This is a genomic window from Rhizobium sp. FG96, assembly GCF_057808655.1.
This window is the reverse complement of record NZ_JBMDIL010000011.1, coordinates 204060-218418: the sequence shown is the minus strand read 5'-3', so window position 1 is coordinate 218418 and position 14359 is coordinate 204060. Positions and strand designations below refer to the sequence as shown.

General features: G+C 63.4%; 14 protein-coding genes. 3 read left to right on the top strand and 11 right to left on the bottom strand.

The annotated features are described in order from the left end of the window. Positions 1 to 139 precede the first annotated feature (139 nt). The 7 genes from ACODR6_RS22080 to ACODR6_RS22050 form a co-directional block, all read right to left on the bottom strand. Positions 140 to 568, bottom strand: coding sequence for a L,D-transpeptidase (locus ACODR6_RS22080; protein ID WP_489024498.1), 429 nt, complete (start codon positions 566 to 568; stop codon positions 140 to 142). A gap of 149 nt (positions 569 to 717) precedes the next feature. Then, the gene (gene cbiB / locus ACODR6_RS22075; protein ID WP_489024496.1) at positions 718 to 1698 is read right to left on the bottom strand and encodes an adenosylcobinamide-phosphate synthase CbiB; all 981 of its coding nucleotides are present in this window, start codon (positions 1696 to 1698) and stop codon (positions 718 to 720) included. Next, positions 1695 to 2696, bottom strand: coding sequence for a threonine-phosphate decarboxylase CobD (cobD, locus tag ACODR6_RS22070; RefSeq protein WP_489024494.1), 1002 nt, complete (start codon positions 2694 to 2696; stop codon positions 1695 to 1697). Before cobD ends, cbiB begins: the two co-directional genes overlap by 4 nt. Beyond that, the gene (locus tag ACODR6_RS22065; RefSeq protein WP_489024492.1) at positions 2693 to 4000 is read right to left on the bottom strand and encodes a cobyrinic acid a,c-diamide synthase CobB; all 1308 of its coding nucleotides are present in this window, start codon (positions 3998 to 4000) and stop codon (positions 2693 to 2695) included. Before ACODR6_RS22065 ends, cobD begins: the two co-directional genes overlap by 4 nt. Beyond that, positions 3997 to 4836 carry a uroporphyrinogen-III C-methyltransferase gene (gene cobA, locus ACODR6_RS22060; protein ID WP_203428665.1) on the bottom strand — a complete coding sequence of 280 codons (840 nt, stop codon included), beginning with the start codon at positions 4834 to 4836 and terminating at the stop codon, positions 3997 to 3999. The genes ACODR6_RS22065 and cobA overlap by 4 nt, the downstream gene beginning before the upstream one ends. 187 nt (positions 4837 to 5023) lie before the next feature. Then, positions 5024 to 5974: a nucleoside hydrolase gene (locus ACODR6_RS22055; RefSeq protein WP_489024489.1), complete on the bottom strand. Its 951-nt coding sequence runs from the start codon at positions 5972 to 5974 to the stop codon at positions 5024 to 5026. 72 nt (positions 5975 to 6046) lie between these two features. Continuing rightward, positions 6047 to 6466 carry a cobalamin biosynthesis protein gene (locus ACODR6_RS22050; protein ID WP_489024487.1) on the bottom strand — a complete coding sequence of 140 codons (420 nt, stop codon included), beginning with the start codon at positions 6464 to 6466 and terminating at the stop codon, positions 6047 to 6049. A 107-nt stretch (positions 6467 to 6573) separates the two neighbouring features. Here ACODR6_RS22050 and ACODR6_RS22045 point away from each other — a divergent pair, with 107 nt between their 5' ends. Beyond that, positions 6574 to 7359 carry a TSUP family transporter gene (locus ACODR6_RS22045; RefSeq protein WP_199629095.1) on the top strand — a complete coding sequence of 262 codons (786 nt, stop codon included), beginning with the start codon at positions 6574 to 6576 and terminating at the stop codon, positions 7357 to 7359. 8 nt (positions 7360 to 7367) lie between these two features. Here ACODR6_RS22045 and ACODR6_RS22040 read toward each other — a convergent pair whose 3' ends face one another. Continuing rightward, positions 7368 to 8036: a cysteine hydrolase family protein gene (locus ACODR6_RS22040; RefSeq protein ID WP_489024484.1), complete on the bottom strand. Its 669-nt coding sequence runs from the start codon at positions 8034 to 8036 to the stop codon at positions 7368 to 7370. A gap of 165 nt (positions 8037 to 8201) precedes the next feature. On the opposite strand from ACODR6_RS22040, the gene ACODR6_RS22035 reads away from it, so the two are divergent. Both ACODR6_RS22035 and ACODR6_RS22030 read left to right on the top strand, forming a co-directional pair. Next, positions 8202 to 8567: a nuclear transport factor 2 family protein gene (locus ACODR6_RS22035; RefSeq protein ID WP_203428661.1), complete on the top strand. Its 366-nt coding sequence runs from the start codon at positions 8202 to 8204 to the stop codon at positions 8565 to 8567. Then, positions 8567 to 9361: a helix-turn-helix domain-containing protein gene (locus ACODR6_RS22030; protein WP_203428660.1), complete on the top strand. Its 795-nt coding sequence runs from the start codon at positions 8567 to 8569 to the stop codon at positions 9359 to 9361. Before ACODR6_RS22035 ends, ACODR6_RS22030 begins: the two co-directional genes overlap by 1 nt. Here ACODR6_RS22030 and ACODR6_RS22025 read toward each other — a convergent pair. From ACODR6_RS22025 to cobN, 3 genes are read right to left on the bottom strand one after another with little or no spacing between them, the layout of a single operon-like run. Then, positions 9358 to 9783, bottom strand: a complete 426-nt coding sequence (locus ACODR6_RS22025) for an EamA family transporter (RefSeq protein WP_130278092.1) — start codon at positions 9781 to 9783, stop codon at positions 9358 to 9360. The genes ACODR6_RS22030 and ACODR6_RS22025 overlap by 4 nt on opposite strands. Further along, a complete protein-coding gene (gene cobO, locus ACODR6_RS22020; protein WP_489024481.1) occupies positions 9783 to 10415 on the bottom strand; it encodes a cob(I)yrinic acid a,c-diamide adenosyltransferase in 633 nt (210 codons plus the stop codon). The genes ACODR6_RS22025 and cobO overlap by 1 nt, the downstream gene beginning before the upstream one ends. Positions 10416 to 10429: 14 nt before the next feature. After that, entirely contained in the window at positions 10430 to 14356 is a 3927-nt protein-coding gene (cobN, locus tag ACODR6_RS22015) for a cobaltochelatase subunit CobN (protein ID WP_489024479.1), read from the bottom strand. Positions 14357 to 14359 lie beyond the last annotated feature (3 nt).

The following is a 14359-nucleotide window of genomic DNA, read 5'->3' as shown; positions in this document are numbered from 1 at the left end:
TAGGCAAATCCATTTCAAAAGCCAATGCTTTCGCTCAAGCACGTTTCAAATTTGCATGGCAACTGTTGCCGAAACAGCAATGCGCGCAAGGCCCGGAAACACCTTCCCGGGCCTCGATAGCAGATGATTGCCGCAACAGCTATTGCGTGATGACGACGCGGGTATTGGAAAGCCCCGCCTGCTTTGCCATGGAGAAGAACTGCGCCGCATTGTCAGGATGCAGCCGCACGCAGCCATGCGAGGCCGGGCGGCCCAGCCGCTTGAGGTCAAATGTCGCATGAACGGCATAGCCGCCGTTGAAGAACACGGCATAGGGCATCGGCGCATTGTCGTATTTGCGCGAGCGGTGATTGAGCGACAGCCACTTGGCGCTCCACGACCCCGTGGGCGTCACATAGCCGCGCCGCGCAGTCGATACTTTCCAGCGATATTTGACGAAACCGTTCTCCGTCACCGTCATCGTCTGCGATCCCAGGCTGACCTTGGCAACGAGATTGGCGGCACTCGCGGTTACAGGAATAAACTGCAGTAAAAGGCACGCGGCAGCAGCCGCCATAAACGTCTTCATGACTTCCCCTCTTCGGCAGGACACTGGCGATCCGGACCGGTGAGAAGAAGCTTATAAAGATACTGATTATTTTGACTTAAGGCGCTTGGTAATCGGAAAGATAACGCAGCATTGCAAGAAACGGTACTTTGAGACAGCAGGTAACGCCGTCAGAGGAAGAACAGGAAGGCCAAGAAGACAGTGATCGCCAGGATCATGCAGCTGCCGTTGAACACGAGAACGCCATCCTCGACGTCTCGGATCGTCGCCGTATCGCGTCCAGCGCCGTTGATCATCGGCTCGCTGACGACGATGCCGGAATAGACGCGCGGGCCGGCGAGCTGCACATCGAGCGCGCCTGCCATCGCCGCTTCCGGCCGCCCGGAATTTGGCGAACGGTGCAGCCCGCCATCGCGGATCGCCACTTGGACGGCTTCTTTGCAGGCATGGGCGCCGCGGCGCAGCCAGGCACCGGCAGCGATCAGCAGGATCGAAAGACGCGCGGCCGGCCAGTTGGCGATATCGTCGAGCCGCGCGGAGGCCCAGCCGAAGTCGATGTAACGGTCGGATTTGTGGCCGATCATCGAGTCCGCCGTATTCAGTATCTTGTAGATGAAGAGGCCCGGCAGGCCGAGCACCGCATACCAGAGCGCCGGCGCAACGACGCCGTCGGAGAAGTTTTCGGCGAGACTCTCGATCGCCGCGCGACAAACACCCGGCTCGTCCAGCGTCTCCGGGTCGCGGCCAACGATGCGCGACACGGCGCGGCGCCCACCGGCAATCCCTTCCGAGCGAAGCGCGTCCGCAACATCGGAGACGTGATCGGCAAGGCTCTTCTGCGCCAGGAAGACCGCGACGCAGATCACTTCCAGAACGATGCCGATGACGCCGAAGAGATTGAAGAACCAGTGCAGCACCAATCCGGCGATCGCACTGCCGAACAGCAAGCAGGCAATCGACGCCGTTCCGTTCAGCCGCCGCTCGGGCCGCGTCAGCGTCTCGCCATTATAGGTGCGGTCGAAATAGGAAATCGCCTTGCCGAACAGCACGACCGGATGCGGCACCCGCGACCAGAGCCACTCGGGATCGCCGGCGATCCGGTCGAGAAGCAGAGCCAGTAGAAGTACGAGCAGATGTTCGTCGATCGTCATGCGTCAAAGCTTTCCAGTGCGGCCGCCAGCCTGCGGTCCGCAGATCGGTCTGGCCCGAGGCCGAAGCGCAGCCAGTGCGGCGCGTAGTCGAACCTGCGAACCAGAATGTGATGCCGGCAAAGATGCCTATAAAGATCGCCAGCGTGTTTGTCTTCGACAAGCGTGAACAAGGCTGCGTTACCGGTGACCGCCAAGCCTGCAGCCTCGAGCACCACGACAAGCCCCGCATTCCGCTCGGCAATCCCGGCCGCGATCGGCGCGGGGTCGCTGCGCAGCAATGCAGTAGCGATCGACAGAGCCGGGCCGGAGACAGCCCAGGGACCAAGCCAATCCTCGAACTTCGCCCGCAGGCTGTCTTGAGCGATGACGAAGCCGAGGCGCAGACCGGCAAGGCCGAAGAACTTCCCGAAAGACCGGAAGATGATCAGGTTGGAGAGCTCGGCCGCCGATGGCACAAGGCTTTCCCCGCGCGCGATGTCGCCGAAGGCCTCATCGACAATGAGATAACCGCCCCTCGCCTTCAGCGTATCATGCAGATGGATCATGCTGTCGCGATCATGCAGCCTGGCGGTCGGATTGTTCGGATTGACCGCGACCGCCAGCATCGTGCTGTCACCAATCTCATCAAGGCTGGAAACGGTATCCACCTCGCATCCGGCGCTGCGAAAGGCCTTCTCGTATTCACCATAGGTGGGCGATACCACCGCCACGCGGCTTCCCGGCACAACGAGGCGCGGCAGCAGCTGGATGACCGACTGCGTGCCGGGCGCCGGCAGCGGCGAGAGCGGGCCGCTGCGATAATAGTCGCGCGCCGCTTCGACGGCGGAATTCAGCAGATGCCGGTCGGGTAGCCGGTGCCACACGGATTGCGGTATCTCGGGCAAGTCGACAGGACAGGGATTGATGCCGGTCGACAGGTCGAGCCAGTCCTCCGGCCTGCCGCCGAATTCGGCGGCGGCGGCGGTGATCCCGCCGCCATGCACGATCGGACCGCTCATGCCGTTTCCCCGGAGAGATCGATCATATGCATGTAGGACCCGGCCACCTGCCCGCGCCGCAACCCGGCCTGACCGAGATCGGTGCCGAGCGCATCGGTCACCGAAAACAGCCGGTCGGCATCGCCTTCCGAGACGACGGTCGAATAGTGAAACTCATGCCCGGTCATCGGCGCTTCGAAGAAGGCGCTATCGACAGGCCGGACGCGGCGATAGCCGAGATGGCGGCTGCGTTTTTCATAGCTCGTCACCAGCGGCAGCAGGCCGAGCATTTCGTGCCTGACACCTTCAGCATCGATAAGCCCCTCGCCCAGCGTCATGTATCCACCGCACTCGCCGTAAATCCGTGTCCCGCTCTTGGCGGCATCCAGCATCCCGCGCCGGAAATTCACAGCTGACGCGATCTCTCCGGCATGCAGCTCGGGATAGCCGCCCGGCAGATAGATCGCATCGGCATCGGCCGCAGGCGCCTCGTCGGCGAGCGGCGAGAAGAAGGAGATCTCCGCCCCGCGGCGGCGCCAGCCGAGCAGCATGTGTTCGTAGCAGAATGCAAAGGCGATATCGCGCGCAACGGCAATCCTCTTGCCCAGGGGTGGCAGACGCCTGATGTTGGCGGTCGAGGCGATGTTCAGCCCCTGCCGGGCGATCCGCAGCAGGAATTCGAAATTGCACTCGTCCGAGACGGCTTGGGCAGCATGATCGATGAAGGCTTCGAGGCTCGCATGCTCACCGGCCTGAACGAGGCCAAGATGCCGCTCCGGCAGCGCCAGAGTCTTGTCGCTGCGAATGACGGCAACGACAGGCATGCGGATCGCGTCGAGCGCCGTGCGCAACATCATCTCGTGACGCTCGCTGCCGACCTTGTTGAGGATGACGCCGGCAATCCGTACATCGGCGCGGAAGCTCGCAAAGCCGCTGACCAGCGGCGCGACCGACTGCGACATGCGCGAGGCATCGACGACGAGCACGACGGAGAGCCCGAGCATCGCCGCAAGATCGGCCGCAGTGCCCTTGCCGTCGGCGGCGCCATCGAAGAGACCCATCATCGCCTCGATGACGAGAATGCGGTCGCCCTGGCGATGGATCGCCGCATTGGCCGAAATCAGCTCGCGGCGCATTGCCCAGGGATCGAAATTGAGACAGGGCGCCCCGCTCGCAGCCGCATGAAAGGCCGGATCGATATAATCAGGCCCCGCCTTGCCGGGCGCCACCGCCACGCCGCGATTGCGCAGCGCGCGCAGAAGCCCGAGCGTGATCGTCGTTTTGCCCGAACCGGAGGACGGTGCCGCGATCAGGAGGCCGCTCATGCCGTCTCCTTTCCGCTCTGCCGGAAGGGATCGGGCTGAAGGCGGCGTCCGCCTAGGGCGCCGAGCCAATCGAGCGAAGAACGCAGCCGCACCACCTCGCCGACGACGACGATCGCCGGCGGCTCCAGCCCGGAGGCATCGACCGCAGCAGCGGCTTCGCCAAGCGTGGTTTCCAGCACCTGCTGCCCGCTGGTGGCCGCATTGCAGACGAAGGCGACGGGTTCGTCTGCCTTGCGCCCGGCCGCTATCAGCGACGAACTGATCTGCGCGATATGCTTCATCGCCATATACATGACAATCACGGGCGAGCCCCGCCCGATAGCATCCCAGTTGATTGCATCGGGCACGATCCCCGAAGAATCATGCCCGGTGAGGAACGTCACCGCGTGATTGATATCCCGGTGCGTCACCGGAATGCCGGCATAGGCGAGCCCGCCGATCCCCGCGGTAATGCCGGGCACGATGCGGAACGGAACATTGTGCTCGACAAGCGTCAGCGCCTCCTCACCGCCGCGGCCGAAGACGAAGGGATCGCCGCCCTTCAGCCGCAACACGCGCTTGCCGGAGCGCGCCAATTCCACCAGCCGCAGCGAGATGTCGCGCTGCTTGGCCGACGGCTTGCCGCCGCGCTTTCCGGCATATTCGAGGATGGCATCCGGCCTTGCCAGTTTCAGACATTCCTCGTTGACCAGTGCGTCGTGAACGACGACATCGGCCTCCGAAAGCCCCTTGGCAGCCAGCAGCGTCAACAGCCCGGGATCGCCCGGCCCTGCACCGACGAGCCAGACGGTTCCCGGCTCCAGTGCCGGCAGATGGGCGAACGCATTCTCGATCATAGAGGTGGTCTATGCCCGCCATTCCGCGAGGTCAACGGCAACGACGCCGAGGCAATCGTCGATTGCCATCTGACAGCCGACTCAATTTACGAAGAAGCCGACTCAAAATCTGAGCAGACGGCCGGATGAATTTGATTGGACTCGACAAAACGGGGCCGGACGCAAAACGCCCGGCCCTGTCAGGACATCAAGCCCTGAGAAGCGTATCGCGGATGAGATCGATGACCTCTTCCGACTTGATGCCGGTGCAGACGGTCTGGCTCGGCAGGTTGTCCCAATCGCCCGGCGGGAAACGGCGGCCGTCCGGCTTGACGATCGTCTGGCCATCGGCAATGCCGCCGCAGACGACGCGCACGGCACCCGTTATCGTGGTGAACAGCTCTGGCGCCACGACATAAACGCAGGCGCAGCTATCATGGACCATCATGCCGTCTTCGACGGCGTGCTTGTAGAAGTCGATATAGAACTGCGAAAGGTCGTTCAGCAACTTCACTGCCGCATCGCCCTTGTCGGCAGCGGCCTTAAGGTAGCTGCGGCTCATCGTCGTGATCGCGGTGACGTCGAGACCGATGATCGCAACCTTCCACGGCGCGGTCATCACCGCATCGGCCGCTTCGGGGTCGCCATGGATATTGGCTTCGGCCACCGGCGAGACATTGCCCGGCACATAGAAATTGCCGCCCATGATGACGACCTGCTTCACCAGCTTGGCGATCTCAGGGTCTTCCTTCAGCGCCAGCGCCAGATTGGTCATGCGGCCGACGGCAACCAGCGTCACCTCGCCCGGATTGGCGCGCACGGTTTCGATGATGAAGCGGTGCGCCGGGCGCGGATCGACAGGCAAGTCGATGGTCGCGGGCACGCCGATATTGCCGAGACCGTCATCGCCATGCACGAAGGTCGGCCAGCCGATTTCCTTGCGCGACGGATCGAAGGTGACGTTGGCGCCCTTGGCAACCGGGGCGGCAATGTTCCATTCGCGCTTCAGGAACAGCGCATTGCGCGTCGTCGTCTCGATCGAGGCATTGCCGAAGATCGTCGTGATGCCGATCAGATCGATTTCCGGATGACGGTGCAGGAAGAGGAGCGCCATGGCATCATCGACGCCCGGGTCCGTGTCATAAACGACCTTATGCATGAAATATTCCTTCTCATTCTCGTCACGGATGCCCTGGGGCGCTCCGCGAGGTGGCCGCCACCATAACGCCCGCTATTCTTTCTGCAACAACATGCGCGCGACAGCAGCCGTCGCATGCGCCGATTTGATCTTGGGCACCACGAGCTCCGCTTCCGCCCCCGCTGCCGCAAGTGCCGCCGATTCCGCGACGCCATGGCAGCCGACGCGGGCAAAGACGATGGCTGAGGGATTCCTGATCCGCGGCGTCTCTTCTTCCAGCCGCGCAGCGGTGAAGAAGGAGGCGGCAACGCCGAGCTCTTCGGCCACAGCGTGGATAGCCCGCTCCGCCCTGCGGCTGTCGATCGAAGCGATGGCTGCGACATCATCCGCACCGATCGCCGCATCCTCCAGCGCCTGCCATGCCAGCGCCGAAACCTCGGCAGCATCCGCTCCCCGCTCGCAGCCGAGGCCGAGAACGTAGAGCCTTGCTCTGTCTGTGCTGGAGCCGGTCATCAACGGAATCCGAAAGGAGAAAACTATGTCCCCGCAGCCATTGCAGCCCGGGGCCGGAAATGCAACATGGCGCCGATTTCCATCACGCCTGCATTCAGAGTCCTTCCTTGTCCGATATTGCCCCCCATCTTCTCGCCCTTCTCTGCCTCGCTGCCTTCTGTGCCGGTTTCGTCGATTCCATCGCCGGCGGTGGCGGTCTGATCACCGTTCCCGCCATGCTGATCGCCGGCATTCCGCCGCTGCAGACGCTCGGGACCAACAAGGTGCAGTCGATGTTCGGCGCCGCGTCCGCAACGCTTGCCTATTCGCGCAAAGGCCATGTAAACCTGCGCGAACAGCTGCCGATGGCGATGATGGCGCTGATGGGCGGCGCACTCGGCGCGGCGCTGGCGACGATCGTCCCAGGCGACGTGCTGCGCGCCATCATGCCGGTGCTGCTGGTGGCGATCGCGCTTTACTTCGCCTTCAAGCCGAACCTGAACGACCTCGACACCCACCGCCGCATCACGCCCTATCTCTTCGGCATGACTTTCGTGCCGTTGATCGGCTTTTACGACGGCGTCTTCGGCCCCGGCACCGGATCTTTCCTGATGCTCTCCTTCGTCACGCTTGCCGGTTTCGGCATGCTGAAGGCGACGGCCCATACCAAACTTCTGAACCTCGGCTCGAATGTCGGCGCGCTGATCGTCTTCGCCTCCTTCGGCGCAACCCTCTGGACCGTCGGCCTGATGATGGGCGTCTGCCAGTTCCTCGGCGCGCAGGTCGGCTCGCGGCTCGCAATGCGCACCGGCGCCAAGCTCATCAAGCCGCTGCTCGTCGTCGTCTGCATCGCCTTCGCGATCAAGCTGATCGCCGATCCGGCCAATCCGCTCCGCGTCTGGCTCGGTGTCTAGGTCTTTTCCTAGCCCGCCTTGCCGAACTTGATCGCATCGATCTTCGTCAGCTTGGTCTTGGCGGAAACGCCGGGCGCATTGGCGAAATGCCAGGTGACGTATTGCTCGGCATAGGGATCGGTCGACGACATGCCATCGACGGGTAGCACCACATCCATGCCCTTCAGCGCCGCATAGGCAGCCGTGTTCAGCACCGCACCTTCGGACGCCGTGCCGGTGACGATCACCGTCTTGATATGCCGGTCGGCGAGGATCTTTTCCAAGTCGGTATTGATGAACTTGTTGGCGCCCGACTTCACGATCGGATCGCCATCCTTTGGCGCCAGCACCCTCGCGATATCTTCAGGTGCCGCGTTGGACGTGATGCTGTAGACCACAGGCGTCCCGCTATCGCGCGCCTCTTTCATCAGTTTCGCCACATGCGGCAGCTCGGCGATGCAGCGCGGCTTGACCTTTGTGTTGCACGGCCCTTTCTCCGGATTCTGCGCCCCGTTGAAATCGAGAAGCAGCAGCGCCGTCGTCGAGGGATCGACAGTCACCTCGCCGAGCTTGGGCGCGGCAGGCGCCTTGATCTTCTTCCACTCGTCGACAATGGTCGCCGCATGCGCCGCCGAAAGGCCTGCAACGGAAACGATGATCGCGATACCGGCGCTACGCATCACTGATGGAAAACCCATGACATCCTCCTTCTCGAAATCCTGAGGGAAATCTTCTGGCCGCGACCCGCGCTGTCAAATCACCAAGCCGCGAGCATGATTACCTCTCGCGTAATTGATGAGCGGCCACCCTTTGCCGATGATCGCCCTGCCTGAACGAACCGGGCGATCACAAGGAGACAGAGAATGACCGACGCGACCAACAAGGCCGAACGCTACATCGCCATCTGGAACGAGGAAGATGCCGGCCGCCGCAAGGCGCTGATCGCCGAAGGCTGGACCGAGAACGCCGTCTATATCGACCCGCTGATGCGCGGCGAAGGCCATGAACAGATCAACGCCTTGGTCGAGGCCGTCCAGACCCGCTTTCCCGGGTTCCGCTTCAATCTCATTGGCGCGGCAGACGGGCACGGCGACAACCTGCGCTTCTCCTGGGGTCTCGGACCCGATGGTGGCGAGGCGATCATCAAGGGAACCGACTTCGCCCTGCTTGAAGACGGTCGCCTGAAAGCCGTACACGGGTTCCTCGATCTCGTTCCGGAAGCCGCATAATGACCCCGTCAGCCCGCTCTCTTGGTGACCACCTCCGCGAATGGCGCAAGCTTCGCCGCATGAGCCAGCTCGATCTGGCGCTCGAAGCCGAGATTTCGCAGAGACACCTGAGTTTCATCGAGAGCGGGCGCTCGACGCCGAGCCGCGATATGCTGCTGCATCTGGCAGAACGGCTCGGCGTGCCGCTTCGCGACCGCAACCCGATGTTGCTCTCGGCCGGCTATGCGCCGCTCTTTGCCGAGCGGTCGCTCGACGATCCGGCCCTGAAGCCAGCCCGCCAAGCCGTCGACATGGTGCTGAAGGCACATGAGCCATTCCCGGCGCTCGCCATCGATCGTCACTGGACGCTGATATCAGCCAATGCCGCGATCGCGCCCCTTCTGCGCAATGTCAGGGACGCAAGCCTGCTCGAAGGCCCGGTCAACGTCCTCCGCCTCAGCCTGCATCCGGAGGGACTGGCGCCCGATATCGTCAATCTCGCCGAATGGCGCGCCCACCTCCTGGAACGGCTTCGCCAGCAGATCGACATGACCGCCGACCCGATCCTCGCCGGATTGCTCAAGGAATTGCAGCAGCTCTCGCCCGGCGGCAACCCCGCCGATGAGATGAGACACGACTATGCGGGAATTGCCGTTCCGCTGAAACTCCGCACTGCGGGTGGAACGCTGTCGCTGATCTCGACGACGACGGTGTTCGGCACGCCCGTCGACGTCACGCTCTCGGAACTGGCGATCGAATCCTTCTTCCCGGCGGACGAGGAAACCGCCGCGCTTCTGAGGCGACTCCTAGACTAGAACAGCGCCAGCAGCAGCGCGCCACCGGCAATCATCGCCACGCCCAGCCAGTTCACCAGCCCGAGCTTCTCGCCGAGAAAGACGACGCCGAACACGGCGACGAGAACGATGGAGAGCTTGTCGATCGGTGCGACGCGGGCCGCATCGCCAAGCTTCAGCGCCCGGAAATAGGCGAGCCACGACGCGCCTGTTGCCGCGCCCGAAAGCGCCAGGAACAGCCACGTCTTGCCCGAAATGCTGGAGATGGGCTGCCACTGGCCGGTGGCGGCGACGATCGCCGTGATGATCAGGATGATGACGACGGTACGGATCAGCGTCGCCAGATCCGAATTGACGCCGGCTACCCCGATCTTCGCGAAAATCGCCGTCAGCGCCGCGAAAGCCGCCGAAAGCACCGCCCAGAATAGCCAGCTTTGCGTCATCAGAACTCCACGCCGGGCTGCCCCTTGATGCCGGAGCGGAACGGATGCTTGATCAACTCCATCTCAGTCACGAGATCGGCAAGCTCGATCAGCTCGTCCTTGGCATTGCGGCCGGTCAGCACGACGTGAGTCATATAGGGTTTTTCATCCCGCAGGAATGCGACCACTTCGTTCACGTCGAGATAGTCGTAGCGCAGCGCGATGTTGATCTCGTCGAGCAGCACCATCGAATTGCGCTCGTCGCGGATCAGCTCCTTGGCCTTCTCCCAGGCCGCGGCGGCAGCGGCGACGTCACGGGCGCGGTCCTGCGTCTCCCAAGTAAAGCCCTCGCCCATCGTGTGGAACTGGCAGATATCGGAGAAATGCTTCTCGATGAGATCGCGCTCGCCGGTCCACATCGCCCCCTTGATGAACTGCACGACGGCCGACGGCTTGCCATGGGCGATATGGCGGAAAATCATGCCGAAGGCCGAGGACGACTTACCCTTGCCCTTGCCGGTGTGAACGATGATCAGGCCCTTCTCATCGGTCTTGGTGGCCATGATCTTGTCACGGGCAGCCTTCTTCTTCGCCATCTTTTCGTTATGGCGGGCATCGTCCTTCTCGCCGGTTTCTGCAGTCTCTTCGCTCATCGTCATGTCCAGTCTTATGCTGTTTCAGTATGGATATGGGGCGCCAGATCGAAGCGCGCCGAATTGCTGCGCGGCGTCCAGAGGCGCCTGTCGATCGCCTCCATCAGCCGCTCTTTCATCTCTTCGAGGGCGGCCGGGTTCTTCTCGGCCATGAAATCGCGCACCTTGGGATCGGCGACGAAGGCCTGATAGACCGCCTCGAAATGATGATTGCCGACGGCACCCGTCGTTGCTGCAAAGGCAAAGAGATAATCGACGGTCGCCGCGATCTCGAAGGCGCCCTTGTAGCCGTGGCGCATGACGCCATCGATCCATTTCGGATTGACGACACGCCCGCGCACGACACGGCCGATCTCCTCCTCCAGCGAGCGGATCACCGGCTTTTCCGGCCGCGAATGATCGTTGTGATAGATCGATGGCCTGATGCCGCCGACATGCTCGGCCGCCGCCGCCATCCCGCCTTCGAATTGGTAGTAATCGTCGCTGTCGAGCAGATCGTGCTCGCGGTTGTCCTGATTCTGCACCACGGCCTGGATCGACCGCAGCCGCTCCTCGAAAATGCCACGCTCGGCCCGGCCTTCCTCGGCCGCGCCATAGGCATAGCTGCCCCAGATCAGATAGGCCTCGGCCAGATCGGCACGCCGCTCCCAGCCCTTCTCGTCGATCAGCGCCTGCAGCCCGGCTCCGTAAGCGCCGGGTTTCGAACCGAAGACGCGATAACCGGCCCGCTTCATCGCGGAAGCTTCGTCCAAGCCGGACGCCGCAAGCCGCATGGCTTCGCCGCGCATGCGCGCTGCAATGGGGTTATCGGCCGCATCCTCGTCCAATGCGCCGACGGCGCGGATTGCCTTGTCAAACAGGGCAATCTGTTCCGGAAAGGCATCGCGGAAGAAGCCAGAGATCCTCAGCGTCACATCGACTCGCGGACGGCGCAGCATGGCGGGCTGGATAATCTCGTAGCCGGTGACGCGGCGCGAGGTCATGTCCCAGACCGGCTTGACGCCGATCAGCGCCAGCGCCTGGGCGATATCGTCGCCACCGGTACGCATGTTCGACGTGCCCCAGGCAGTGAGACCAAAGGAAACCGGCCACTCGCCATGATCCTGCACATAGCGGCGCACCAGAAGCTCGGCGGATTTCTTGCCGAGCTCGTAGGCGGCCGGTGTCGGGACGGCACGGCTATCCACCGAATAGAAATTCCGCCCCGTTGGCAGCACGTCGGGACGCCCGCGTGTCGGTGCGCCGGAGGGGCCGGGAGGCACGAAACGGCCGTCGAGGCCGGTGAGGAGTGCCGAGATTTCGGCATCGCCGCAGGCGAGGATCGAGGGTTTTAGCTGGGATTCGATGGTCGCGAGCACCTGCCGGGTTTGCGGCCAGGTGGATGAGCATGGCGCTTCGCCGGAGACGAGTTTGGCGGCGAGCAGTTCGATGCGCTCGACGGTGTCGCCATTGGTGCGCCAGGGGGTGTCGAGGATGTCAGCGAGGATCGCAGGTGTTGGGCCGGTCCACGGTGCGGCCATGTTGCAGTCGAGGGGATCGAAAGAAAACCCCTCCCCAACCCCTCCCCACAAGGGGGAGGGACTTTGCGCCGAGATAGCCTCCACGGATCGGCCAACCTCAACTGGTTCAGCCGTTGCGGATTGAGACGGCAGCAACGCGTTAAGCCCCTCCCCCTTGTGGGGAGGGGTTGGGGAGGGGTTTGCGAACAAATCCCCCGCAATCGCCCGCTGCAAACTCTGATCGCCACCCTCACCCAGTCCGCGCGGCACTCGCGCCAGCGCCACCGTCAGGTCCGTCAGCAACCGCCCCTCAGGCGACACCCCAAACACATGTAGCCCGTCGCGGATCTGCATTTCCTTGAGGTCGCAGAGATATGCGTCGAGCTTCTTCAGCGCCTCGTCCTCAGCCTCGCCCTTGGCAATCCCGGCATCGCTGTCGAGACCGATATCGGCGACGAGGTCGAGGATCTGTTTCGACAGCAACCGGATGCGGCGCGGATCGCCGCCGGAGGCCTCGTAATATTCGTCGACCAGCGCCTCCAGATCTTTGAGCGGCCCATAGCTCTCGGCCCGCGTCAGCGGCGGCGTCAGGTGGTCGATGATCACGGCGGCGGTGCGGCGCTTGGCCTGCGTGCCCTCGCCGGGATCGTTGACGATGAAGGGATAGAGATGCGGCAGCGGCCCGAGGATCGCTTCGGGATAGCATTCCTCCGACAGCGCCAGCGCCTTGCCCGGCAGCCATTCGAGATTGCCGTGCTTGCCCATATGGATGACGGCATCGGCGCCGAATTCCTGGCGCAGAAAGGCGTAGAAGGCGAGATAGCCATGCGGCGGCACCAGATCCGGCGAGTGGTAGCTTTCCTTCGGATCGATATTGTAGCCGCGCGCTGGCTGGATACCGATCAGCACGTTGCCAAGCCGCGAAAACGGCAGGGCAAAGCCGCCATCGACGAAATAGGAATCAGTCTCCGGACCGCCCCATCGCGCCGTCACCTCATCTTGAATCTTTCTCGGAAGACTCTCGAAGAAAGCCTTGTATCGACTCGATGAAAGCCACTCACGGATCGCGCGCCCATCGCGCCCGGAATTGGTAGGCCCGTCCATCAGATGCCGCATCAGCGCATCGCCATCAGCCGGGTACGCATCGACGCCGTAACCCGCCTCGCGCAACGCCTTCAGCACCTCGACGGTCCCCGCTGGCGTATCGAGCCCGACCCCGTTCCCGAGCCGCCCGTCGCGGTTCGGGTAGTTGGCCATCACAAGCGCCACCCGGCGCTCCGCCATGGTCTTGCGCCGCAGCCTCGCCCAATGGGCGGCAAGTCTCGCCGTATACCGCATCCGCCCGGCATCCGGCTCGCTGCCGACGATATTGGCTTCGACATTGGCATCGTAGCGCGCCGCCGCCTTGAACGAGACGGCACGCGACAGCACCCGGCCATCGACTTCGGGAAGCGCAACGTTCATGCCGAGATCGCGGGCCGAGAGACCTTGCGATGAACCGCTCCATGCCTCCTTCGAAGAGGCCGAGAAGATCGCCTGCAGCACGACGGCGCCGCTGGCCTCGAGGATGGTGGGTTGGCGGTCCGCGCCCGGCGCGGAGACCGCAAATCCTGTCGTGTTGACGACGATATCGGGTGCGGCGGCGGCGAAGACGCTTTCGAGGATGCCGGTGGAGACCAGATCCTTGAGGCTATAGGCAAAGACCGGCAGCGGCCGCAGGCCTTCCGCCGCCAGTGCCTCGATCATCGCTTCGATCGGCTTGGTTTCGCCGCTCTGGACGAGGGCGCGGTAGAAGCTGATTGCGGCGATGGGGGCTTCGGCGGATGTCGAGGGGGGTATCGCGGACCGCAGCCGATCCGAAAGCGCCCGCCACTCCTCAACCCCGACAACACCTCGCCCCGGCCACCAGATCCCCGCCTTCATCAACGGAGCAGCCGCACCCGGCTTCTCGCCGCCGGCAACCATTGCCACCGCATAATCCAGAAACCGTCGCGAGTTCTCGTCGCCGCCCTCGATCAGATAGGACCAGAGCGCATTGAGATCATCGAGATCGACATTGGAAAATGGCGTCAGCCCGGCATCCGGCTTGGAATCTCCGGGCAGCACCGCAATCCGCGCGCCACTGCGGGCCGCGCAGGCATGCAGTGCCTCGAGAGCATAGTGAAAGTAACTCGCCCCCCCGAGCGCCCGGACGACGATCAGCTTCGCGTGCCGCGCCGTCCGCTCGACATAGGCATCGACAGACATCGGGTGTTTCAGGCTCATCAGGCTGGCGACGCGCAGCGTCAGCGGTGAACCGCCGCTCTGACCGTAGGCGGCGGCGATTGCCGAAAGCTCCGTATCCGCCGCAGAAAGGAACAGGATGTCGCCGGGTGACTGGCCGAGATCGATCGCCTCGTCACCGTCGCTGATCGTTCCTTTCTGGGCGAGGAGTAGATGCATGGA

What these genes read in the sequence shown, in the direction of transcription:
- ACODR6_RS22080 (WP_489024498.1), bottom strand. Translation starts at nt 568, where the DNA reads ATGAAGACGTTTATGGCGGCTGCTGCCGCGTGCCTTTTACTGCAGTTT.
- cbiB (WP_489024496.1), bottom strand. Translation starts at nt 1,698, where the DNA reads ATGACGATCGACGAACATCTGCTCGTACTTCTACTGGCTCTGCTTCTC.
- cobD (WP_489024494.1), bottom strand. Translation starts at nt 2,696, where the DNA reads ATGAGCGGTCCGATCGTGCATGGCGGCGGGATCACCGCCGCCGCCGCC.
- ACODR6_RS22065 (WP_489024492.1), bottom strand. Translation starts at nt 4,000, where the DNA reads ATGAGCGGCCTCCTGATCGCGGCACCGTCCTCCGGTTCGGGCAAAACG.
- cobA (WP_203428665.1), bottom strand. Translation starts at nt 4,836, where the DNA reads ATGATCGAGAATGCGTTCGCCCATCTGCCGGCACTGGAGCCGGGAACC.
- ACODR6_RS22055 (WP_489024489.1), bottom strand. Translation starts at nt 5,974, where the DNA reads ATGCATAAGGTCGTTTATGACACGGACCCGGGCGTCGATGATGCCATG.
- ACODR6_RS22050 (WP_489024487.1), bottom strand. Translation starts at nt 6,466, where the DNA reads ATGACCGGCTCCAGCACAGACAGAGCAAGGCTCTACGTTCTCGGCCTC.
- ACODR6_RS22040 (WP_489024484.1), bottom strand. Translation starts at nt 8,036, where the DNA reads ATGGGTTTTCCATCAGTGATGCGTAGCGCCGGTATCGCGATCATCGTT.
- ACODR6_RS22035 (WP_203428661.1), top strand. Translation starts at nt 8,202, where the DNA reads ATGACCGACGCGACCAACAAGGCCGAACGCTACATCGCCATCTGGAAC.
- ACODR6_RS22030 (WP_203428660.1), top strand. Translation starts at nt 8,567, where the DNA reads ATGACCCCGTCAGCCCGCTCTCTTGGTGACCACCTCCGCGAATGGCGC.
- ACODR6_RS22025 (WP_130278092.1), bottom strand. Translation starts at nt 9,783, where the DNA reads ATGACGCAAAGCTGGCTATTCTGGGCGGTGCTTTCGGCGGCTTTCGCG.
- cobO (WP_489024481.1), bottom strand. Translation starts at nt 10,415, where the DNA reads ATGAGCGAAGAGACTGCAGAAACCGGCGAGAAGGACGATGCCCGCCAT.
- cobN (WP_489024479.1), bottom strand. Translation starts at nt 14,356, where the DNA reads ATGCATCTACTCCTCGCCCAGAAAGGAACGATCAGCGACGGTGACGAG.